The sequence below is a fragment of the Cellulomonas sp. P24 genome (assembly GCF_024704385.1).
Taxonomy (GTDB): domain Bacteria; phylum Actinomycetota; class Actinomycetes; order Actinomycetales; family Cellulomonadaceae; genus JAJDFX01.
The window spans coordinates 25,280-47,452 of sequence record NZ_JAJDFX010000002.1 but is presented as its reverse complement, the minus strand read 5'-3'; the positions used below and the strand labels follow the sequence as shown (position 1 = coordinate 47,452).

The 22,173-nt window shown below is 71.3% G+C and carries 24 protein-coding genes; 22 read left to right on the top strand and 2 right to left on the bottom strand.

Annotated features, from left to right (window positions below):
* Positions 1-194: 194 nt before the first annotated feature.
* The gene (locus LJB74_RS00365) at positions 195-1,157 is read right to left on the bottom strand and encodes a cation diffusion facilitator family transporter (protein WP_259306667.1); all 963 of its coding nucleotides are present in this window, start codon (positions 1,155-1,157) and stop codon (positions 195-197) included.
* A 52-nt stretch (positions 1,158-1,209) separates the two neighbouring features.
* Positions 1,210-1,551 carry a metalloregulator ArsR/SmtB family transcription factor gene (locus LJB74_RS00360; RefSeq protein ID WP_310650777.1) on the bottom strand — a complete coding sequence of 114 codons (342 nt, stop codon included), beginning with the start codon at positions 1,549-1,551 and terminating at the stop codon, positions 1,210-1,212.
* A 932-nt stretch (positions 1,552-2,483) separates the two neighbouring features.
* On the opposite strand from LJB74_RS00360, the gene LJB74_RS00355 reads away from it, so the two are divergent.
* The 22 genes from LJB74_RS00355 (at position 2,484) to LJB74_RS00250 (ending at position 22,172) form a co-directional block, all read left to right on the top strand.
* Positions 2,484-3,515, top strand: coding sequence for a site-specific integrase (locus tag LJB74_RS00355; RefSeq protein WP_259306666.1), 1,032 nt, complete (start codon positions 2,484-2,486; stop codon positions 3,513-3,515).
* 303 nt (positions 3,516-3,818) lie between these two features.
* A complete protein-coding gene (locus LJB74_RS00350) occupies positions 3,819-4,241 on the top strand; it encodes a helix-turn-helix transcriptional regulator (protein ID WP_259306665.1) in 423 nt (140 codons plus the stop codon).
* 451 nt (positions 4,242-4,692) lie between these two features.
* The gene (locus LJB74_RS00345) at positions 4,693-5,139 is read left to right on the top strand and encodes a hypothetical protein (protein WP_259306664.1); all 447 of its coding nucleotides are present in this window, start codon (positions 4,693-4,695) and stop codon (positions 5,137-5,139) included.
* Entirely contained in the window at positions 5,127-6,014 is an 888-nt protein-coding gene (locus LJB74_RS00340; RefSeq protein ID WP_259306663.1) for a hypothetical protein, read from the top strand. Before LJB74_RS00345 ends, LJB74_RS00340 begins: the two co-directional genes overlap by 13 nt.
* 23 nt (positions 6,015-6,037) lie before the next feature.
* A complete protein-coding gene (locus LJB74_RS00335; protein WP_259306662.1) occupies positions 6,038-6,754 on the top strand; it encodes an SAF domain-containing protein in 717 nt (238 codons plus the stop codon).
* A 4-nt stretch (positions 6,755-6,758) separates the two neighbouring features.
* Positions 6,759-7,583, top strand: coding sequence for a hypothetical protein (locus LJB74_RS00330; protein WP_259306661.1), 825 nt, complete (start codon positions 6,759-6,761; stop codon positions 7,581-7,583).
* On the top strand, positions 7,580-9,190 hold the full coding sequence (locus LJB74_RS00325) for a CpaF family protein (protein ID WP_259306660.1): 1,611 nt from the start codon (positions 7,580-7,582) through the stop codon (positions 9,188-9,190). Before LJB74_RS00330 ends, LJB74_RS00325 begins: the two co-directional genes overlap by 4 nt.
* Entirely contained in the window at positions 9,187-10,056 is an 870-nt protein-coding gene (locus LJB74_RS00320) for a type II secretion system F family protein (protein WP_259306659.1), read from the top strand. The genes LJB74_RS00325 and LJB74_RS00320 overlap by 4 nt, the downstream gene beginning before the upstream one ends.
* Positions 10,053-10,955 (top strand): hypothetical protein, encoded by a 903-nt coding sequence (locus tag LJB74_RS00315; RefSeq protein ID WP_259306658.1) that lies wholly within the window; start codon positions 10,053-10,055, stop codon positions 10,953-10,955. The genes LJB74_RS00320 and LJB74_RS00315 overlap by 4 nt, the downstream gene beginning before the upstream one ends.
* Positions 10,956-10,991: 36 nt before the next feature.
* Positions 10,992-11,195 (top strand): hypothetical protein, encoded by a 204-nt coding sequence (locus tag LJB74_RS00310; protein WP_259306657.1) that lies wholly within the window; start codon positions 10,992-10,994, stop codon positions 11,193-11,195.
* 107 nt (positions 11,196-11,302) lie between these two features.
* Positions 11,303-11,629, top strand: coding sequence for a TadE family protein (locus LJB74_RS00305; protein ID WP_396125099.1), 327 nt, complete (start codon positions 11,303-11,305; stop codon positions 11,627-11,629).
* Positions 11,626-12,081, top strand: a complete 456-nt coding sequence (locus LJB74_RS00300) for a TadE/TadG family type IV pilus assembly protein (RefSeq protein WP_259306656.1) — start codon at positions 11,626-11,628, stop codon at positions 12,079-12,081. Before LJB74_RS00305 ends, LJB74_RS00300 begins: the two co-directional genes overlap by 4 nt.
* Before the next feature lie 5 nt (positions 12,082-12,086).
* Complete coding sequence (locus tag LJB74_RS00295; protein WP_259306655.1) at positions 12,087-12,536, top strand: Tad domain-containing protein; 450 nt, start codon at positions 12,087-12,089, stop codon at positions 12,534-12,536.
* Positions 12,533-13,876: a LysM peptidoglycan-binding domain-containing protein gene (locus tag LJB74_RS00290; RefSeq protein ID WP_259306654.1), complete on the top strand. Its 1,344-nt coding sequence runs from the start codon at positions 12,533-12,535 to the stop codon at positions 13,874-13,876. Before LJB74_RS00295 ends, LJB74_RS00290 begins: the two co-directional genes overlap by 4 nt.
* On the top strand, positions 13,873-15,744 hold the full coding sequence (locus tag LJB74_RS00285) for a hypothetical protein (protein WP_259306653.1): 1,872 nt from the start codon (positions 13,873-13,875) through the stop codon (positions 15,742-15,744). Before LJB74_RS00290 ends, LJB74_RS00285 begins: the two co-directional genes overlap by 4 nt.
* 65 nt (positions 15,745-15,809) lie before the next feature.
* On the top strand, positions 15,810-16,421 hold the full coding sequence (locus LJB74_RS00280; RefSeq protein ID WP_259306652.1) for a hypothetical protein: 612 nt from the start codon (positions 15,810-15,812) through the stop codon (positions 16,419-16,421).
* Positions 16,422-17,200: 779 nt separating this feature from the next.
* Positions 17,201-18,424, top strand: coding sequence for a hypothetical protein (locus tag LJB74_RS00275; RefSeq protein ID WP_259306651.1), 1,224 nt, complete (start codon positions 17,201-17,203; stop codon positions 18,422-18,424).
* Positions 18,425-19,174: 750 nt separating this feature from the next.
* Positions 19,175-19,987 carry a hypothetical protein gene (locus tag LJB74_RS00270; protein WP_259306650.1) on the top strand — a complete coding sequence of 271 codons (813 nt, stop codon included), beginning with the start codon at positions 19,175-19,177 and terminating at the stop codon, positions 19,985-19,987.
* A 52-nt stretch (positions 19,988-20,039) separates the two neighbouring features.
* Positions 20,040-20,237: a hypothetical protein gene (locus LJB74_RS00265; protein WP_259306649.1), complete on the top strand. Its 198-nt coding sequence runs from the start codon at positions 20,040-20,042 to the stop codon at positions 20,235-20,237.
* Positions 20,234-21,070: a hypothetical protein gene (locus tag LJB74_RS00260; protein WP_259306648.1), complete on the top strand. Its 837-nt coding sequence runs from the start codon at positions 20,234-20,236 to the stop codon at positions 21,068-21,070. The genes LJB74_RS00265 and LJB74_RS00260 overlap by 4 nt, the downstream gene beginning before the upstream one ends.
* Positions 21,067-21,366 carry a hypothetical protein gene (locus LJB74_RS00255; protein ID WP_259306647.1) on the top strand — a complete coding sequence of 100 codons (300 nt, stop codon included), beginning with the start codon at positions 21,067-21,069 and terminating at the stop codon, positions 21,364-21,366. Before LJB74_RS00260 ends, LJB74_RS00255 begins: the two co-directional genes overlap by 4 nt.
* Positions 21,366-22,172: a hypothetical protein gene (locus LJB74_RS00250; protein ID WP_259306646.1), complete on the top strand. Its 807-nt coding sequence runs from the start codon at positions 21,366-21,368 to the stop codon at positions 22,170-22,172. The genes LJB74_RS00255 and LJB74_RS00250 overlap by 1 nt, the downstream gene beginning before the upstream one ends.
* Position 22,173 lies beyond the last annotated feature (1 nt).

Sequence of the window (22,173 nt, the reverse complement as noted above, 5' to 3'; positions counted from 1 at the left end):
TAGCGTACTCATGTAATGCGTCGGTCTGGCCGGCTGCTGGTCCCTCTCGACTCGGCGCGGCCACCGGCGCCCCATGTGCGTGAGGCTCCGGCCTCGACCGGGAGCAGGGCCCTGCCGAGTCTCGGATCGGTTCCTGGTGCGGATTGGTAGCGCCACTGCGCTCCGTGTCGGGGACGGTCTCGGGCGCGCGCCGGTCAGAAGCCGACGGGTGCTTCGACGTGGTCTGCGGGCTCGAGCTGGATGGTGGGGTGGGTGACGGCGTACTTCTCGGTGAGGATCCGACGTGTCCCGTCCAGCACGCGGTGCCAGGTGGCGTCGTCTTCGACCACGATGTGCACGGTTGCGGCCTCCATCCCGCTGGTCAGGGTCCAGATGTGCAGGTCGTGGACCTCCCGGACCCCAGGTAGGGCTGCGAGCTCGGCGGTAGCGGCGTTGATGTCGATGCCGGGGGGCGCGACCTCCATGAGGATCCGCAAGGCCTGGCGCATCAGGTTCCAAGTGCGGGGCAGGATGAGCAGCCCGATCCCCACCGCGACGATCGTGTCGACGTAGCGGAACCCGGTCACGGTGATGATGATCGCGCCGACGATGACCCCGACGGAGCCAAGCATGTCGGAGAGCACCTCCAGGTAGGCGCCCTTGACGTTCAGGCTCTCCTTGGACCCGGCCGTCAGCAGCCGGAAGGAGATGATGTTGACGACCAGGCCGATCGAGGCGACGACGAGCATCGGCATCCCGGCGACCTCGGGTGGATTCCGGAAGCGCTGCACAGCTTCGTAGAGCACGTAGAACCCGACCCCGAACAACAGCAGCCCGTTGATCACGGCGGCAAGGACCTCGAGTCGGTAGGTGCCGTAGGTCCGCCCGCCGGCTGCTGGGCGCTTCGCCAGCTGGATCGCGGCCAACGCCATCCCGAGGCCCAGGACGTCGGTCCCCATGTGCGCGGCGTCGCTGATCAGGGCGAGCGACCCCGTGGTGAGGCCGGCGACGACCTCCACGATGGCATAGCTCGCGGTCAGGGCGAAGGCGATGGCCAGTGGTCGCTGGTGCCGGGAGCCTGCGCTGCCGATCCGCGGGCCGTGCGCGTGTCCGTCGCCGCTGGTGGGCGAAGTGGTGTCATCGCACGGGTCGTTGTCCGTGGTGTGGTCGGTTGTCATCGGGTGCTGCACCTCGGGCAAGTCGGCGTCATCGACAGCTGCTGGTCCCGTGTCACGCGAGAGCCTCTCTGATCTCGGCGGCGGCCGACGAGGGCTCGTCGGTCCGGACGGCCCGTGCCGCGGGCGCATGCCCGAGGTGGGCCAAGGCGACGTCCAGCAGGATGCGGACGTGCCCATCCGCCAGCCGGTAGAAGCCCGATCGCCCGCTGCGCCGCACGACCACGACCCGGTGCGCACGGAGCAGCCGCAGAGCGTGACTGACCCCCGACTCACTTTGGCCGGTCACTGTCGCCAGGTCATGCACGCACACCTCGCCGCCCTCTAGAAGCGTGATCAGCAGCCGCAGCCGAGCGGGGTCACCCAACAGCCCAAAGACCGACGCCAGGTCCTCCACGGTCGCCTCAGGTGGCAGTGCACTGGTCAGCGCAGCAATCCGATCTGAATCGGAGTCCGGTGCGCACTGATGCATCGCCTCTGTCGCCTGCCCGTCACTAATGAACATCTGAACAAACTATCAGATGACGTCGACAAGCTCCTGCGCGCCCACGAGTTGGGCGGGGTGATGGTGCTGCCCGGCGATGTCCATCGGGGGTACGAGATGGAGTGGGGGTCCTGACGACACCGGGAGGGCCGCGCGGAGCTTGCGGCACCGCCGAGCTGCATGAATGCTGGCGGGCGATCGTCGGGTCAGGTCCTCTGCCTGACCCATCTGCGCAAGGCGCCTCGCGCGCCATATCGCGCCGAGGTGTTCCTCTGGCGCTGCGCTCACCCGCACTGAGCAACGCGAGCTCGCCGTGGGGAATCGTGTGGACCGCGGTGCTGCGCGAGTACGCGCTGAGGCAGTGTCGGCCCGGTATTGCACCGCGCCGGGTCGCCCGTGGCGGGTCCGTGGTCCGAGTGGTGAGCCTCGCCAACGGCCCCTCGACAGCGTCGGCCCGCCAGCGCGCGAGGCATCAAGGGGCTCGGTGTAGCGCAGTCCAGGGGGGCTCCGCACCGTGCCTTATTCCACGGACACTTCGCGCTGCTTGCGTCTCCCCAGGTCAGAGCGTTGAAATGCTGCCCCGAGTGGATTCGAACCGTCTTTCAGTGCTGTAGGGGTGCGGAACCGGACGTCTCCGTGTTCGCAGATTGTGCCTCTGACCAGGTTGTACGGTGGAACCTTGGGGCGTGGTAGTGAACGACGCGTATGGTGGCCTATTCCACGTTATTCCACGACGCTGGGCGGGGGGCATGCGCAGGCGCTCAGGTTTTGGCAGTGTCGAGCGGCTGGGCTCGGGTCGTTACCGGGCCAGATACACGGTGCCCGGCACTGACCCGCAGGTGTGGGTGAAGGCGCCGGAGACGTTCGCCCGGCGGGTGGATGCGGACGCGTGGTTGGCGCGTCAGCGCACCGCCCTGGAGGACCATGTGCTGCGTCCCGCGGTTCTGGCTCGGCGGATGGCACTGCAGGAGTACGCCGATGTGTGGCTGCGGGATCGGCGCAGCGCGTCTGGTCAGCCCCTTCGGCCCTCGACGAGGCGCGTGTATGAGCACTATCTGGTCAAGCTCATCTATCCCGAGTTGGGGGAGGTGCTGCTGACCGAGTTGACGCCGGCGTTGGTGAACGGGTGGTACCGGCGGTTGGTCCCGGACAGGCCAACGCTGCGGGCGCGGACCTACGCGCTGCTGCGGGGCGTGCTTGCGACGGCGATCGAAGACGAGTTGATAGCGGCGAACCCGTGCCGGGTGCGCGGTGCGTCGAACGCGAGACCGGCGACCCAGACCGTCGTCGCCAGCCCGGCGCAGGTCAACGAGCTGGCCGCCGCGATGCCGGCGCCACTGGCTGCGGCGGTCCAGATCGGGGCGTGGTGCCAACTGCGCAACGGCGAGGTCTTGGAACTCCGACGCAAGGACATGACGGCCGAACTCATTTCCGTTCAGCGAGGCGTGACCTGGACCAAGACGGGTGCGCACGTCGGGCCGCCGAAGACCGACGCCGGCGTGCGGACGGTGAGCATCCCACCCCACGTCCGCCCAGTGCTGGCGGCGCATCTGGAGTCCTTCGTGCCCGACGGCCCCGAGGCGCTGTTGTTCCCGGCCGCGCCGGGCTCCACAGTGCACATGCGCCAGACGACGTTCGCCTACCACTTCAAGCGTGCCGTTCTGCAGACGTCCCTGCCGGCCACCTTCAGGTTCCACTGGTTGCGGCACACCGGCCTGACCCTCGCGGCGCAGGCCGGCGCGACGCTCGCCGAGCTGAGCGCCCGAGCGGGACACTCCACGACCTCCACCGTGATGCGATACCAGCACGCAACGGCCGCTCGCGACGACGCGCTCGCCCATGCCCTCTCGAAGTTGGCGAGCGAGCCGGACGAGTGACCTTCGTCGCGACGCGTGTCGTCGCGCATCGCGATAGAGGGCGGTTGGGCCGGACGCGACAAGCGCGACGCCTTAGGCGTGATGCCCCCGGCTGACGTCGGGACTCGCCGCGTCTTCGAACCACCATGATGGCATCCGCCGCCACGAGCGGGATGCGTGGCTGACCTCCAACCCCACGTGCGATGTGCGCTCGGAGTCAACCTCGCACGAGCGGGAGCGGATGCGACCTTGGTCGCCGCGGACACAATGGCGCGAGGGACTCGATTCCGAGCTGAGGGGCTCCACCGCGTAAGTTGTGGCCGCATGGAGACCGCACCGGCGATCGACGGCGCTGCACTTCGCGCCGCGCGAATAGGTGCTGGACTGACGCAGCACCAGCTCGCGCACGAGGTCGGCGTCGTCGGCGGGGAGCGCATCTCGATGTGGGAGCGCGGCGAGGCGCGCCCACGGAGCCCTCAACTGCTACATGCGGTCGCGCGGGCCGTTCAAGTTCGCGTCACCGCGCTGCTCTTGCCGCCCGAGGGGGCTGCCAGCTTGCGTTGGCTGCGGTTCGCCGCAGGCCTCAGCGTCGACGAGGTTGCCCGAGCCGCCCACGTGTCTGTCGCATCGCTGAAGCGGTGGGAGGCGCAGGGATGCCGTCGATTGCCCTCCGCGGCGACTCTCAACGCGATGGCGGAGACTTTGGGCGTCTTGTCGACTGAGGTCGAGAGCGCACTGCGCCCGTAGTCAGAGGCTCTGTCCACAGAGTGACTCCAGGGGGTGACTCAACGCCCTGGCATCTCTAGGATGGTCGACTTCTCCGCATTTGAGGTGGAAGCGACCTTCGTCCGAGCGCGATGGATGCGACCTCCGCTCAGTGTCACGGCTCTTCGGAGCCCGAGGGCAGTAGTCAATTCGCACCATAGCCACTAGCGTTAAAGGATCGACTTGAGTTCAGGGTGAGCACGCCGGCTTCCTGCGCCGCCTGAGGGCGACGAGAGCGTGAGGAGCGCAGATGACGAGATCCGTCCGACAGACGCTGAGCGTTCTGCTCACCGCGCTCGTCGCGGCACTCATCGCAAGCTGCACCGGCGGCTCCGTTGAGCCGCCCTCTGCCACAGCAAGTGCGACGTCAAGCCCGTCGATGACGTCGCCGACGCAGACATCCACGCCTACGCCAGGCCCGGAGGACGAGGCGGTGGCCCGCGCCGAGGAGGTTGTGCGGGCATACCTGCGTTCCCAGACGGAGTGCCTCTCTGACCCGCCGAACACGCCCGACACCTGCTTCGACGCGGTCGCGATCGGGACCGAGTTGGTCAATCGGAAGAACGCATTGACGACTGCACGAGCGATGGCGACGAGAGTGTCGGGCGACCTGGTGCTGGACTCGATTGAGCGGCGCAGTGTCGACCTGACGACCATGCCGGAAGCGACCCCACCAGTAGTGCCGACCGTCATGTTCGGCGCATGCGTCGACGTGAGCCGTTACGTCGCCGTCGACAAGGACGGTCAGTCCATCGTCCAGCCCGGCCGTCCAGCGACGAGCCCGCTGGAGATCTCCGTCTACAACTACGAGCTGCCTGATCCGACAGCGTGGCGTGTCGGATACGTCGAGCCGGCCAAGGACCTGGCGTGCGGTGGCTGAGGCGGTGCCTTGCGGCGGTCACGCTGACGGCGGCGGCTGTCGTCGGCACGGGTGTATCCGAGGCGTTCGCTGACGGCGCGACCTGCGTCTCATACGACAGCTTCGGCATCTGCGTCCTGTGGTCCGCCGCTCCGGGGGCACCGAGCGACGGAGGTGGCAGCGGTGGATCGGGATCGGGCACGGGAGGCGGCTCGGGCACCGTCCCGATCATCCAGATCAACGGGCAAGACTGCTTGCCGGCCGGTCTCGCCGACCCGCAGCCGCCCAAGACCGACCCGGTCTGGGAGGGCCACACCGACGGCGCGATCTACCGGTGTGAGGTGCCGGCAGGTCACGGGGGCATGTTCGTCGTCGGCTTCCTGATCCAGTACTGGTCGTTGACGGCGCCGGCGGCGGCTGCGCCGCCGGACCCCGCGACCCTCGCCCAGCAAGCGGTCGCGTCCATGCAGCTCCAGGCGGTGCGGGTCGGGATCGTGCCGGAGGCGCGGGCTGGTTCGGTCGGACTGGTCGGGATGCCGAACTGGATGTGGGTGTCAGCCCCGGACGCGCAGACGTTCGGGCCCATCACGCGCACGGCTTCGGCGGGCGGCTGGAGCGTCTCGGCCACGGCAAAGGTCGCCTCGGTGTCCTGGGACATGGGCGACGGGCAGGTCGTGACGTGCGCAGGACCGGGCACTCCCTACGCGGTGTCGTACGGCGAAGCGTCGTCGCCCGACTGCGGGCACACATACGCCCGTCAGGGCGACTACACGGTGCGGGCCACGTCGCACTGGGTCGTGACCTGGTCGGGCATCGGCCAGGCCGGGACGCTCTCGCTCGACCTGACCCAGGCGACGGGCGTGACGATCGGCGAAGCGCAGGTGCTCACCCAATGAGCCGCGGGGGAAGGAATCAGACGATGACGACGAGCGCGGTCACTTCACCGGTCAAGACGGGGCGGGGCACAGCCGACGACACCCGGCTCACGAACGGCTCGGCGTCGTCGGCCACTGTGCCCAACCCGCCGCGCGCCCGCCGGCGCTGGGGGTTGTTCGCCGCGATGGTGCTCGTCGTCGCGTTGGGCGCGCTGGGCAACGTCTGGCTGCTGGCCTCTACGACGACGGCGCAGGAGGTCGTCGCGGCGCGCTCGACGATCGAGCGCGGCTCGGTGATCGCTCGCGAGGACCTCATGACCGTCCGCATCGAACTGGACCCGTCCCTGCACACGGTCGCCGGTGGCGACCTCGCCGGCCTTGTCGGTCAACGCGCCGCCTTGGATGTGGCGGCGGGTTCGCTGGTGACGACCGAGTCGGTGACCAAGGCGACCGTTCCGTCGGACGGGAACTCACTGGTGGGGATCGGGGTGGCCCAGGCTCGGATGCCCGGGGTCGCCCTCATGGCGGGTGATCGGGTCCGTGTCGTTGCCACGCCCGCCCAGGCCACCGGGATCAACCCAGCTGCGACACCCGTCTCGGTGGGAGCAGTCGTCGTGGGGACTCAGGCCGGCACGAGCGCCACGGGTGCGGGCGCCGAGACGATTGTCACGGTTCAGGTGCCCACAGCCGACTCCGCGGCCCTGGCAGGCATGGCCGCGACAGGGAACGTCGCCCTCGTTCTGGACTCCCGAGAGCGGTGAGCCCATGAGCCTCATCGTCCTGTGCTCCGCGAGCGGGTCGCCCGGGGTGACGACCACGGCGCTCGGGTTGGCCCTGACGTGGCACCGGCCGTGCCTGCTCGTCGAGGCCGACCCCACTGGCGGGTCCGCCGTCGCCGCCGGGTACCTGCGGGGGTCGATCATGCCGCCCGAGGCGATGATCGAGCTGGCCCTGGCTCAGCAGGACGGCCGGCCACTCCTCGACACCCTTGCGCAGGTCTCCCTTGAGCTGCCGGGCTCGGGCATGCGGTTCGTGCCGGGCACCCGGTCCCATGAGCAGGCGCGCAGCCTCGTCGGCCTGTGGGAGCCGCTCGCGGCGGCGTTGCGCTCGCTCGAGGACACTGGGCAGGACGTCGTGGTCGATGCCGGCCGACTGGGGCTGTTCGGCAGTCCGGAGCCGTTGATCGAGGCCGCCGACCTCGCGCTGCTGGTCATCCGGACCGACCTCGTGGCCCTGTCGGCAGCCAGGTCTTGGGCGGAGACGCTGCGCGAGCGGTTTGACCGGGCGGGGGCCGGCAGCTCACTCGGCGTGCTGCTGGTCGGCGAAGGCGACCCGTTCGGTGCTCGCGAGGTGTCCCGGGTGCTGTCGCTGCCGGTGGTGGCCGCCGTCGCCTGGGACCCAGAGCACGCCCTCGTGCTGTCGCACGGCTCGCGACCGCCTCGTCCCGGGTCGCTGCAGCGGCTGGCTGGACGGTCGGGCTGGGAGGACTCATCACTCCTTCGCAGCATCCGCGCCACGGGCAGCACGATCACTGGCACGATCCGCGCCACCGCCGCCCGACTGGACGCCACGGGAGGGGGACGTCGATGAGCAGCGATCCGATCACCGAACCTGTGCCGCCGACGGACCCGATCGCCCTGCCGATCTTCGCCGCCCCGCCGGCCCGGGCCGGTCGCGTCCGTGGTGACTTCTCCCTGCGGCCCGCGGTCACCGGGCCTGCCGCGCTTGAGGAGGCACGCCGCCGCCGGGCGGCGGTGCGCCGAGAGCCGACGACCACCGCGACGACGGGCGACGCCGCCGCGACGCCGATCGACTGGGAGCTGGTGCGGGCGTTCCGCACCGTCGTCGCCGGCCGCCTCACCGCGGCCCTGGGCGGGGACTGGCGCCGGGAATCGGCCGACGACGACTCGGCCACGCCCCGCCGACCTTTCGACATGGACAGCGACGAACAGGAGCGGCACGGCTGGGCGGTCATCCACGACGTGCTCAAGGAGCACATCGCGGACGTCGTCCAGGCCGGCACCGGCGATGCGTGGACCGCTTCCGAACGGACGCAGATGGCACAGGCGATCTTCGATGCCGTCTTCCGCATGGGTCGGCTTCAGCCGCTGATCGACGACGACCGCGCCGAGAACATCTTCATCCTCGGCCACGACCGGGTGTTGCTCCAGCTCCTGGACGGCTCACGTATCCAGGTCGACCCGGTGGCGGACAGCGACGACGAGCTGATCGACTTCCTGCGGTTCCTGGCCAATCGTTCCGAGTCGAACCCGCGCCCGTTTTCCGAGAGCACCCCGCGGCTGCATCTGAAGCTCGACGGCGGTGCACGGCTCGCGGCGACGGCATGGGTGACCAGCAGCCCGACCGTCGTCGTGCGCCGCCACCGGCACAAGGTCGACACGCTCGCAGCCTGGGTGGACCGCGGTTGCATGAGTCCTGCCTGCGCGGACTTCCTCGCTGCGGCGGTGCGCGGCAAGTGGAGCATCGTCGTGGCTGGTCCGATGTCCGCCGGGAAGACGACGCTGATGCGCGCGTTGTGTGCGGAGATCCCGCGCGAGGAGGTGCTGGGCACCTTCGAGACCGAGTACGAGCTGTTCCTGCGCGAGACGGGCCGTCACGACATCGTGGTCGACTGGGAGGCCCGACCGGGCATGGGCGAGATCGGCGCGGATGGCCGGGCCGCCGGTGCCTTTGACCTCGACGAGGCGCTCAACGACAGCTTCCGGTTCGCCCTCGACCGGCAGATCGTCGGGGAGATCCGCGGGCGCGAGGTCTGGACGATGATCAAGGCGATGGAGAGCGGTACCGGGTCGCTGTCCACCACGCATGCCGCCAGCGCGGAGGCGGCCATTCGCAAGCTCGTCACGTGCGCGATGGAGTCCGGCGGGCACGTTACGCGGGACCTGGCCCTGGAGAAGCTCGCCGGGTGTCTCGAGGTGATCGTGCAGCTGAACCGCAGGGTCGTCGCGATGCCGGACGGCAGTCAGCAGCTGCGGCGCTGGGTCAGCGAGGTCGTCGTGGTGGAGCCCGGGGAACGGGAGATGGGCTACGCCTTGACGCACCTGTTCGGCCCCTCCGGCGCGGGCCCGGCTCGGGCGACCGGGCTGATGAGCGAGCGGTGTAGGGACCTCACTGTCGACGGCTTCGACCTGGATCTCTTCCGGGCCGAGGCGGACGGTCGGGGGTGGCGCGCGTGAACGTCGGGGCGTGGTCGGCCGCGTTTGGTGCGCTGGTCGTCGCCGGGCTGATCGGGGCCGTGCTCGCGCTTCGACCGCAGACGGTCCGCGAACCGGTCGCGCGTCGCCCCTCGGCCCTCGCGCGACGGCTGGCGGGCACGTCCAGCCGGACCCGGCTGGTGCTGGCCGTCTCGGTCGGCAGCGGGCTGCTGCTCGCCTTGGCGACTGGCTGGATGATCGCGGTCGTGGTCCTGCCTGCCGCCGCACTGGGCGTGCCCTACCTTCTGGCCGCCCCGCCCACGGCCACCACCATTCGCAGGCTGGAGGCGATGGAGGAGTGGACGCGCAACCTCGCGGGAGTTCTGAGCTCGGGAGTGGGCCTCGAGCAGGCCGTGACTGCGACGCTGCGGTCGACGCCCGACGCGATCAAGCATGAGGTCACCATGCTTGTCGCCCGGCTCCGTGCCCGGTGGGACACCGAGCAGGCACTGCGCGCTTTCGCCGACGACCTCGACGACGTCACCGGCGACCTGATCGTCGCCAACCTCATCCTCGCGGCGCAGCGCCGCAACCGTGGCCTGGCGAACGCCCTGCAGGGCGTGGCCGAGTCGGTCACTGAGGACGTGACCTCCCGCCGCAAGGTGGAGGCGGGTCGCGCGAAGCCGCGGGGGAGCGCCCGGCTCGTCACGATGTTCTCCGCCGGTGTTCTCGTGTGGCTGGCGTTCACGGGCGACTACGTCGCGCCCTACGGCACTCCGCTGGGTCAGGTGCTGCTGTTCGTGCTGCTCGGCGCCTACGCCGGCGGGCTCCTGTGGATGCGGAAGATGACCGAGGGCAAGGGCCTGCCCAGGTTCTTGGGTCCGTCCGCGAGGGCGGGTGTCCGATGACTGCCCTGCAGCTGGCGCTCGTGCTCGGCGTCGTCGTCGGCGCCGGTCTGGCCGGGGCACTGTACGCGCTGGTGCCCGCCCAGCCGGACCTCGGCCACGTCCTGGCTCGCCTGTCCCCGGCCACGCGACGCCGCGGCGCCATCACGACGTCGTCCGCGGTCCCCGACACGGAGGAACGTCTCGGAATCTGGGCCGAGCGGACCCTGCCCACCCGCCTGCTCGGGCCCGCACCCGCCCGAGACCTGGCAGTCCTGCGCCGTACCTCCGCGGAGTTCTACGGCCGCAAGGTCTCCTATGGACTCCTCGGCCTCGTGCTGCCGTCCCTGCTCACCGGGTTCTTCGCCCTGCTGGGCATCCGGGTGCCGGGCGTCGTGCCTGTCGGCGGAACGGTGCTGCTCGGAGCGCTGATGTTCATGGCGCCGTCGCGGGACATCGCCGAGGAGGCCAAGCGGGCGCGCACCGAGTGCGCCCGGGCGCTGAGCGCCTACATCGAGCTGTGCGCCCTGGAGCGCAACAGCGGCGCCGGGGCGACCCTCGCGCTGGCCAGCGCGGCCGAGATCGGTGACTCGTGGGTGTTCAACCGCATCCGCGAGGAGCTGGCCCGCGCCCGGTACAACGGCCAACCGCCCTGGGACGTGCTCAAGGAGCTGTCGGACAACCTCGACCTGCCCGAGCTGGCCGACGTCGCTCACATCATGCGGCTGGCGGGCGACGAGAACTCAGAGGTCTACCGGTCGCTGCGCGCCCGCAGCGCCGCTGTGCGCAGCAGCCTGCTGTCCGAGGAGCTGGCCGAGGCCAGCGTCGTCGAGGAGCGCATGTACGTGCCTGCGTCGTTCCTCGGCCTGGTGTTCCTCGCCCTGTTGATGGCCCCTTCCCTGCTTCGTCTGTTCGGCATGTAGAGCACGGCACTGCCCGCCACGAGGAAGGAACGAACGATGCCGCACTACCTGATCGCCACCCTGCTGACCTTCGGGCTCACTCTGCGCGACCGCGCCCGGAGCGCGCTGACCCGTGCCGACGACGAGGGGGCTAGCACGATCGAGATCGTGTTCTGGGCTGTCGGTCTGCTAGCCCTCGCCGGGCTCGTCTACGCCGCAATCCTGGCATTCGTGAACAGCAAGATCCCAGGGATCAGCTGAGTGCCGTGCGCCACCGTCGAGCCGCCCTAGGACGCAGTCGGGAGCGCGCTGCGCCGGCGCGCCGGCCGATCGACCGCGGTTCGGCGACCGTGCAGATCGTCGTGCTGATGCCGGCGCTGTTTCTGCTCATGTTCGCGGGCATGCAGGCTGCGCTGATCTACCACGCCCGCACGGTGGCGATCGCGGCCGCGCAGGAGGGTGCGCGCACCGCCGCTGCGCAGTACTCGTCGGCCGGGGCCGGAGACGTCGCTGCGGAGCAGTTCGTCGCCTCCGCGGGGGGTGAGGACGTGCTGCGTGGCGTCACGGTCACGGCGACGCGAGACGCCACGACCGCATCGGTGGTCGTGACAGGCGCGACGATGAGCGTTGTCCCGGGCTGGACACCACAGATCACCCAGAGCGCGTCGGCACCCGTCGAGCGGGTGACTAGATGATCGCCGCGCTCGCTCGCGCTCGACGACGTCGAGGCGGCCGACCCTCGGACAAGGGGTCGACCGTCATCGAGGTCGTCATCCTCGCCCCAGTCCTTGCGCTGTTCCTCGGGCTCATCATGGCCGGCGGGCGGCTCGCCGTCGCCCACCAGGCGGTGGAGGCCGCAGCCGCCCAGGCCGCACGAGCGGCGTCCATCGCCCGCACCCAGGACGAGGCGCTGACCGCGGCGCAATCAGCGGCCACCTCCGCGCTGGCCGCTCAGGGACTGAACTGCGTCGCCAGTGACGTGAGCGTTGACGTCGCCGGCTTCGCGGCACCGGCCGGAAAACCGGCGTCGGTCGGGGCGACCGTGACGTGCCAGGTGTCCCTCGCCGACACCCTGCCAGGCCTTCCCGGCTCGCTCGGCGTCGAAGCCACCGTCCGCTCGTCCCTCGATACCTATCGCGAGAGGTGACTGCGATGCCCACCACCTCCACGCGTCGTCGGTTCGGGCAGGACGATCCCGAGCGTGGCTCGGTGACCCTCTGGATGATCACGACCGCGCTGACGATGGTGCTGCTGGTCGGGCTCGCGGTGGACCTGGGTGGCCAGGTGCTCGCGAAGCAGCACGCCCAGGTGGTCGCGTTCGAGGCGGCGCGCGCCGGCGGTCAGCAGCTCCAGGGCGCCGCAGCCGTGCTCGGCCAAGCTGCGGTGGTCGACCCGGCCGCGGCGGTCGCGGCGGCCTCGACCTACATCGCGGGAACCCCCGAGGTCACCGGCACCGCCAGCGTCGTCGGGACCCGCGTCGTGGTGGACACGGCGACGACGTACCGAACCCGGTTTCTGTCGATCATCGGGATCCAGGAGCTCACTGTCACCGGCCATGCCGAGGCGCAGACTGTCCGCGCCGTGGAGGGAGTCGTCCGATGAGACTGCGCGCCCGCCTGGTCGGCCTCGTCGCCAGCGTCCTGCTGATCGGCGTCGTGGTCGCGGTCCCGGCAGCCCTCCTTCGGGTCGGCGTCGACCTGATCCCGAGCGAGGTGCCCACCCTCGGGCAGATCTGGACCGCCCTGCGGTCGCCCGACGACGGCACCCTTGTGCTTCAGGCCGTCACGTTCGTCGCATGGCTGGCGTGGGTGGTCCTGAGCGTGGCCATCTTGCTCGAGGTGGTCGCTCGCTTGCGTGGGGTGCGTGCGCCGCGCATCCCGGGCCTGCGCGTTCCGCAGCTCGCGGCGCGGCAGCTCGTGAGCGCTGCGGGCCTGCTGTTCGTGGCCATCCCCTCCGTGGGCCTGACCGTCGCTGGGGCCGCCCCGGCCCACGCTGCTATGGCGCACCACGTCGTCGACGCGCCAGTGATGGTCGAGTCGCGACAGGTCGACACCGGACCCCCGCCGGCGCTCGAGGGGTCGACCTACACGGTCCGGCCCGGCGACAGCCTGTCGGCAATCGCCCGAGACCAGCTCGGCGATGCCGATCGGTGGCCGGAGCTCGTCGACCTCAACCCGGTGGTGGCCGACGACCCGGACCTGATCTACGCGGGCACTGTGCTGCTGCTGCCCGCGCCTGTCGCGCCTGCAGCACCGGTGACGAGCCCCCACACCCACACCGTGCGACTGGGCGACACCCTCTCGCGCATCGCCGCCCGCGAGCTCGGCGACGCAGGGAGGTACCCGGAGATCTTCGAAGCCAGCAAGAACACCGTCCAGCCCGACGGGCGGCGAGTGACCGACCCGGACGTGATCGACGTCGGCCAGCTGCTGACCATCCCCGGCACTGTGTCCTCGGTCCCCGCCACGACCGACCCGGCGTCCGTCACCGCGGCCCCCGTGCCCGGGACCAAGCCGGCTCCGTCCGTCGTCGTACCCGAGCCGAGCGAGGCGCCGACGAGCACCTACCCGGCAACAGAGCCGGTCCCCGCTGGTGCCGCGCAGGTCGACGTGCCGGTGCAGGACGACGAAGAGACCTCAACCACCGCGCCGTGGCTGCTCGCCGGACTGACGGGGGAGGCGCGATACTTGCGGGCTCCCTCTTCCTGCTGCAAGCTCGCCGACGCCACGCCCGGTCCCGCGCCCGACGTCCCGGCCGCACCCTGGCGCCCCCCGACCGCGCGCTCGCTCCGGTCGAGAAGACGATCACCGCCGTGGGGGCGGTCACGGCCCCCACCATCGAGCACATGGACGCTGTCCTGCGTCGCCTTGCCGCAACGGTCGCCCGAGGCGGCGCAACGATGCCGGACCTGGCGGCTGTGGAACTCACGGCGACTCACGTGATTCTGCACCTGGGGACGCCGACCACGCTGGGCGCGCCGTGGCTCGGCAGCTCCGACGGGTATCACTGGCGCGTCCCGGCCGCCGTGCCGCTGGACGAGGTCGGACCCGACGTGACCGACCAGCCGGCGCCCTACCCGTTGCTGGCCACCATCGGGGTCGGGGACGACGAAGCGGTGTGGCTGCTCAACGTCGAAGACCTCGACGTGTCGATCACGGGGGACCCGACCTACGGACTGGACTTCGCGCGCTACCTCGTCGCAGAGGTCGCGTGCAACCCGTGGTCGGCGGGTGCCAGGGTCGAGTGCATCGGCGTCGGCTACGAGCTCGCGGCGCTGAACCCCGACCGGGTCCGGGTGCACGAGGGCCCCGCGGACGGCGGCGACGACCCGGTCGACGACGCCCTGGCCGAGGCCGTGCGCACCCTCGACAACGCGGCCGCTGTCGGTGTCGACGTCGTCACCGCGCGGGCCACCCAGGCTGGGGCCGATGCGTGGCCCGCCCGACTGATCCTGCTCGACGCCTCGACGGCGCACCCCGCTCTCGATGAGCTGCTCGATCTCGTCCACGACCACCCCGGCCACACGGGCACCTGCGTCGTCCTCAGCGGCACCCGACGGGACGCTCCCGGCATCGTGCTGGACGTCACCGCCGACGGGCGGCTCACCCTCGCCAGTGCGGGCCTCGACCTCGTCGCCGTCGGACTGACCAGCGACGAGGCGCAGGGGTGCGCGGCCCTCCTGGCCCAGAGCGAGCAGGTTGACGCCATCGCCGTGCCCGTCGACGACCAAGCCACCGAGGGCTGGCGGTCCTTCGTCGACCAGGCGGGCGCGCTGCGGGACGAGCACACCCTGCCCCGGGAACCCGAGCCCGACCGCGGCCGGCGCGAGGGCGCACCGGCTGAGCCGGAGGCGAGCAGCATCCTGAGCGAACCCGACGAGCTGTACCTGGATGTGTCCGCCACGACGCCCGCGGACTTGCAGGCGCTCGCGCCCCGGGTCGCGGCGACGGTGCGCCGCGACGTGGAGGACGCCGACCCTCGTCTGGACGAGGACGTCGCCGCGTGGTTCGCCGACTCCAGCCGCCAGCCGAAGCTGCGCCTGCTCGGCCCGGTGCGCGCCACGACTCGCGGCAAGCCCCTGGTCAAGCGCAAGCCCTACATGACCGAGCTGCTTACCTTCATCGCGCTGCACCCGCACGGTGCCACCCCGGGCGAGGTCTCTGACGCGTTCGGGATCACCCCGGCCAAGGTCCGCGAGTACGTCCGGCTCGTGCGCGAGTGGCTCGGCCCCAACCCCCGCACCGGGGAGCCGCACCTGCCCGACGCCCGCCTTGCGAACGGGGTGCTGCACCGCGGGACGGCGGTGTACGAGGTGGTCGACCTGCTCGTCGACCTCGACCTGTTCCGCCGCCTGCGTGGTCGGGGGCAGGCGCACGGCGCCGATGGCATAGGGGACCTGCGCACCGCCCTGCGACTCGTCGAGGGCCGCCCCTTCGACGCCCCGGTTCAGCGACGAGCCGGGGGCGGGTGGACCTGGCTCATCGACGGCGACCGGCTCGACGAGCACGCAGTGGTCGCCGTCGTCGACGTCGCCCACCTCGTCGTCACGCACGCACTCGCTGCCGGCGACCTCGCCCCCGCTCGCATGGCCGCCGAGACGGCGGCCATGGCGGCTCCGTTCGAGGAGATCCCGCGGCTGGATCTGGCTGCGGTGGCCACCGCCGAAGGACGCCACGCCGAGGCGCGACGCATCATCCGCGACGAGATCGCCAACCGAACCGACGACGAGGGTGCGCCACCAGAGCTCGTCGGCCGCACCGAGGAGATTCTGCAGGGCCGGGCCGACTGGCTGCGGAGCAGAGCGTCGTGACAGCTGCCCCTCGATGGCGCGATGACGTTGGTCCGGGGCAGCCAAGCCGTCGAAAGGTGAGCGGGATGCTGGTGCGAGCCCGCGGCCACGACCTGCCGGCGCTGGCTCTGGTGGCTGCTCGGGCGATGGCTCGCCGGCCCTTCGGTGCCGTCGTCGGCTGGCCGCTGGCTGTGCTCGGTTGGCCGGTCTGGCTCGTGCTGCTGATCCTGCTCAGCCGGCACCTGTGGCGGCTCGACCGGCGAGCCGTGATCGCCATCCATGCTCCTGAGGACTCGCCGGTCCCCGCCTGGCACCTGCTCGGTGCTCCATTGGTGATCGGCACCGCGATGGGCGTCTCCCTCGTACTGTGGCCGCCGGCCTTCTGGCTCGGAGCCGGCAGCGTGGCCGCATTCCTCGTTGTGGACGCGGGGCTGTACCCGGGGCGGCTCATTGCTGGGCCGAGGGTCACCCACGCGCGCCCGCCGGTACGCATCTCGTTGGCAGCGTCAGCGCACCGAGGATCCGGCCTACTGCACCTCACACGGGTTCATCTGATCGCTGCATACCCAGGGCTGCCGATGGAACTCGACGCCCGGGACCGGGACCTGGTCGCGAACTACTCGCGCATGCTGTCGGTCAGTCAGGTGACTCCCGGACGGGGGCGAATGACCGGCACTGTCCCCTCCGGGGAGGGGTGATCACTTACGTGGCGATAAGGGACGTCAAGAAGTTTCGTGAGACGTGCCGCGCACCAGTTCCGGCGGTCCGACAGACTCCTTTGCACCCCTGTCGTACGGTGTGCGGGTGCCGCACCCCTCAGCGCCCGAGGGCGCGGACCTGGCCTGGCTTGCTGCGCTGGCTGAGGCCCTGCGCACCCCGCCCGCGCCACGCACGGCCGAGCTGGCGCTGCTCGACGCGTTAGAGGAGATCGAACAGTGGCGTCGCCACGCCCGGCCGGACACCTGGCAACGGAAGGATGCTCGCGGGGCCCTGTGTGCGGAGTTCGCGGCCAGCAGTGCCCGGCTCGAGCGGCACCTGCGCCGTGCCTTGTCTCCTTGGCTCGCGCAGTACGCGCGCGTGGTGCACGGCCGGTTCACGGAGGGAAAGATCGGCGCCCTCGACGTGGCCGCGATGGACGCGCCGGCCGCTGGACTGCGGGCTGCCCTGGTCTCCGCTCGGGGGATTGGCGCTGCGTGGCAGGACGCCGTCGAGGCCAGCCAGTCCGGTCACGACGAACCTCTCGCGTGGTCGCTCACCAATCTGACCAGCCAGCTCGCCGCTTCCGGACGAGGAAGCAACTTCACACTCCTGGGCGCCGCGTCGGCTCTGCACCCTGGACGGTGGGCCCAGCCCGAGCATCCCCGCGCCGCCGGGCAGCCGATCGCGGTGCGTCTGGCCGCCGCGCACGAGATCCTCACCCGCACCCCCCACCAAGCACCACTGCATCGCGTGGATCACCTACGCTCGGGCCCGCCTGATGGGTTCGGAGGAGACGTTCGGGCCGGTCACCTTCTTCGACGCGGATTGGGCCCTGCCGAACGCGCTTGCCGACGACGGCCAACCCTTTCCGCACCGGGACGAGCTGCGACGGCTCGCGCAAGGCCATTCGACTGGGTGGCAGTTCGACGATGTCAACTGGGTCCCGGACCGCAGCCGACGACCGTACCTGGGACTGGCCCGCGTCGACCTCGGCCAGCGCGAAACCCATCTCGCCCTGGAAGACGCCGAGCGGACCGTGCAGGTGCTGTTGAGCACCGTCGCGCTGCGCAGCGGCGGTGTCGTGTGGCAGCGTTCGGGCCCTGCGCACCTCCTGGTCGATGGGCAGGATGCCGAGAGCTGGTACGCCGCCGACCGCGTCCAGCCGGCGGGGGAGGTCGACCACTACGGCCAGCGGCTCATGGCGACCGGGATCAACCGGCACGGGCCGGACCTGGCAACGTTGCTGTCGGTGCCGTTGTCGGCCGACCTCGCCGAGGCTCTGCGGATGCTGGGCGAGGCGGCGGCGGTCGACTCCCGCGAGTCCCGCGAGTCCCGGGTCGAAGGACGCCGGGTGATCGACCAGCGCACCGCCCTCGCGTTGCAGGACGCAGCCCACTACCACCTGGCCACCCACGCGCGCATGAGCCCGGAGAACCTTGAGCGACACGTGCTGGGCGACTGGCCATACGCCACCTGGGCCCAGGAGGTGATGCGGGCGATCGCCGCCTGCCTGCCCGGCGGTGGGATAGAGGGCGACGAACTCGAGCGCGCGGTCCGGACCGGCGGGGAGAGCGGATTGACGTACTCCTTCGTCAAGGCCGCGCACCGCCGCGAGGACCTGCTCGCCCGGTGCGATGACGCCACGACCCGCCGGTCGGCCGCCCGTTGGTTGGACAGCATCAGCGACGCCCGGCTGTACATGGAGCTCGAGCGGGAGCTGACCCGGTCCCGGGACCTGTTGACCGCCCGGGCCCTGCGGGTCCGGAACGGGATCATGCACGGCACACCTTCGCCCACGCCCGTGCTGGAGTCGGTGCTTGACCTGTCGAGGTTCCGGGCCTTCGAGGCGTTCTGGTCGGCGATGGAGGCGATCGCGGCCGGGCGCACGATGCGCGCGGAACTCGAGACCCGTGCCACCGTCCGCGCCGCCCGGGACCGGCGCCTGCACGCTGGGATCAGCCTGCTGACACAGTGGCAAGATGACTTGGACGAGGTCACCTGACGCGCGCAAGGTTCCGCAGGCACGGGTGCGTGTCCACGCGCTCAGTCGCTGCCGCCATGCCCCGTCGTCGTCGGCCCTACCGCCGCCCGGAAATGGATCACCGAGGGCGCGTGGCCGGCAGGCACCTTGAGCGTGGACGCCCCCACCCCCGTCGCCCACGCCGTGGAGATCGCCCCGCAGGGGCAGTCGAAGTCAGAGCTGCCGTCAGGTGCACCGAATCGGGCGCCCAGCCGGGTCCGCGTGCGCCGCCGCTTGACGGTCGTTAGGCACCGTTGGGACGGTCCGTGCACACCAACGCGCCAGCTCTCACTCGCGTCCCCGTCCGGTGCCCGATGGGTGACTCGTGCAGGCGACTTCGAGAACTGACAGCTGTGCCGACTCGATCAGGGCGAATAGCGCGTCGGGCGGGGATGCCAGCCGCGGTTACCCGTCGTAGGTGGGCCCGCCTCAACTGCCGGTGGGGCAGCTCTTCGTTGTCGCCGTCGGTCACGAACACGAGCATGGCAGCGGTCACCGACAGTCGGCGAACGGTCCACGCGGGGTGGCGCCAGCGCTCCTGAAGCACGAGCAGGGGGACGAAGGGGGACACGGCGGCCCTTGACGTTTCCGCAGGTGGGGCGATGCGCGCGGAGAGGGGGGGACGGCGCCGGAGTCGACGTGAATCGGTGGCGTGGGCCGATCGGGGGACGAGTCAGGGGACGTCCGAGCGTGATCTTTCATGCCGTATCCCTACGGCGGAAGGACCCCACGATGAGTGTCTCGGCGCAACTTGGACTCGACGACCGGGCCGGGGGCCTGCTAGCCCAGGCCCGCACGGAATGGCCCGTCTGGCGCGGGCATGATCCACGCCTGGCCGTCGTGAACGACCTGCTCGCCCTGCCCGAGTGGATCCGCTCGGCGGACCGCGACGACGTCGACGACGTCCTTCACAGACTCGCCCGCCTCGGCAGCCCGACCGGAGGCGACGACATCGCGGCAGCCGGCGCGCTGGCCTGGCTGCTGCTCCCCGGTGCGATCCAGGTGGCTCATCGGCTGCGTGACATGACGCCTCGGATCGACGAGTGCGTCGCTGCGCAGCTGTGGATCGAGGTGCGCAGCTTTGCCTGGGAGCGACGCCGGAAGGTGGCGGGCAACATCGTCATGAACCTGCGCCGCGGCGTGCTGCGCGAGCTCGGCGCCGTTGGACATCTGCGGGCGGTCGACCCGACTTGGGCGCATGCGATGCCCCTGGCGCCCGAGGCCGACCTGTGGCGGGTTCTCGACGCCCGGGCCGCAGAACCCCCTGGGGTCGAGCCAGAGGAGGAGCTGGCTGAGCTGCTCTCGTGGGCGACGTCCCACCGGGTGATCGACGAGCACGATCGGGAGCTGCTCGTCGGCCTGGCCGAAGCCGCTTGCCAGATGGAGGTGACCCGCAGCCGAGAGGGGCGCGGCGGGTTGTGCTCCCGGTCCGGGTCGAGCGTGGTCGCGGCGCGGCACGGGGTCTCGGAGGCGACGGTCCGCCGCCGAGCCCGGCGCAGCATCCGGGCGCTGGCTGATGCCTACGCGCGTCAGCTCTCGGCGTGACGCAGTGAGCGCCCGACCGCTGCGGTGTGCCTTCGGTGGCGAGGTGATGACCGTGACCGACGACCTGGAGCTGCAGCGGCTGCTGCACGAGGCCCACGACGAGGCCGCCGCCGTGGCCGGCCTCGAGGAGAGCCTGGAGCGCTTGCGCCGGGCCCGTGCCGCGCAGACCGCCTTGGCCGGCCTGCCCGCCGAACAGTTGCGCGAGGCGCTGCGGATGCGCCGCACCGCGCTGGCTGGTGGTCGACGATGACGAGCGCGACCCGAGCAGTCGGGGTCGACGAGCTGCGGCGGGCGTGGCTCGCCGTCCAGGAGGGGCAGTTCCTCGCGCCGCGACCCACGGACTCGAAGGCCGCGCCCAGGCCGACCGAGCCTGCGGTGACAGACGCCCACTTCTGGCGTCCGGGGGAGAGTGTTCTGCCCGTGGTCGGCTGCCTGCCCCAGGCCGGCGCGACGAGCCTCGCGCTGGCGATCGCCACCCACGCCTCGCCGGCCCGTGTCATCGAGTGCAGCTCGCCCTCCGCGTCGGGCCTGGCGGGAGCGGCCACCGCCGAGCTGGGGACGACCTCTTCGGGATGGATCGTCGGACGCCGCGACCAGGTCCATCTCGCCCGACCGAGCTTTCTCCGTGTGAGCGCCGGCGAGCTGCCATTGCCCGACGACGCGGCCACCGGCACGGTCCTGAGCGTGCTGGACGTCGGTTGGCAGCTGGGGCAGCTGCGCGCGACTCACGGCTGGTTGCTTGCCACCGTGGACGCAGCGCCGCAGCTCGTACTCGTCGGCACAGCCACCGTGCCGGGGCTCCGTCGCCTGGAGATCGCCCTCACCCTGCTCGATCCAATCCGACCGGTTGTCGCGGTGCGCGGCCCGGACCCGCGCCGATGGCCACCCGCGCTGACAGCCGCGATGGGCACCGCTACGCGGGACCAGCACCGCACCGGGCGGTGGGTCGCGGTCCCGCACGACAAGCGGCTCGCCCTGCGCGGTATCGACTCCGCGCCGCTGCCACCGGCGCTCGTCACGGCCGCGCGCGACGTCTTGCGCCACGTGAGCGCTGCCGGACATCCACAGAAGGGAAGCTCATGAGGATCCTCGCCGCGCACAGTCTCGGCACCGCCATGCGCGCCGTCTGCCCGGTGGCGCCGCCCGGCGCCCAGGCCTACGCGGACCAGATGACCGGCTACGTGATGTGGGGGGTGCTCATCCTGCTGGGCATCGGCGTGATCGTCGGGCTCGGGGCGATCGTCGGCGGGCGGGTGTTCTCGCTGCCGCATGCCAGCAAGGCCGGCATCGTCTCGCTGGTCATGATGTTCATCTCCGGAATCGCGTACATGGTGGTCCCGCCGATGGTCGCGGGTATCACCGGCGCGGGCTGCGTGTGATGTCGGCGCTTCCCGACGAGACCCCGCAGTGGGGCAGGCGAAGGCTCCTCGCCATCGTCGTCACTTTGGTCCTCGTCGTCGTGAGCGGCCTGGTCGGGCTGGTCTACGCCGTGCACGGCGCCGTCGCGTCCAGGGGCACCGGGGACGATCGCGCCGCGGTGGTCGTCGACGCGCTGCCGAGCGGGCCAGCCCGCCGGGACGCCATCGCCGCTGCGCCGATGCTGCGGGTGACCCCGCACGACTCCCGCGGCGGCACCCCGGCCGCCAGCCCGGCGCCGACGATCGTGGTGCCCGCGGCGACGAGTCTTGGCCCTGCGGAGGTCCCGACGGGGTTCGATCGCACCCCCGAGGGTGCGGTCGGCCAGCTCGCCGCGATAGCGACGACGGTTCTGCAGAGCATGTCGATCCCGCAGGTGCGAGCCGCGCACGAGCACTGGTCCGCGCCCGGGGCGCCGGGAGTCGAGGAGTGGGCGCTGATGGCCGCGGTCCAGGCCCTCCTGGCCAGCGAGGCCGGGCGGCACATCGACGCACCCGGCACCTCGGTGGTCACCGTCCCCGTGGCCGCGCAGATCAAGGGCAGCGACGAGGATGACTGGGTGGTGGCCTGCGTGCTGCTCGACGTCACGGTCACCGTCGTGACGGAAGCTCGCGCGGCGTACGGGTACTGCGAACGCCTGCAGTGGGCCGCCGACCGCTGGGTCATCGCGCCCGGTGCGTCCCCGGCGCCCGCGCCATCGACCTGGCCCGGGACCGATCTCGCCGCCGCCGCCGGGTGGCGCACCTGGACGACGAGCGCGGCGAAGTGAG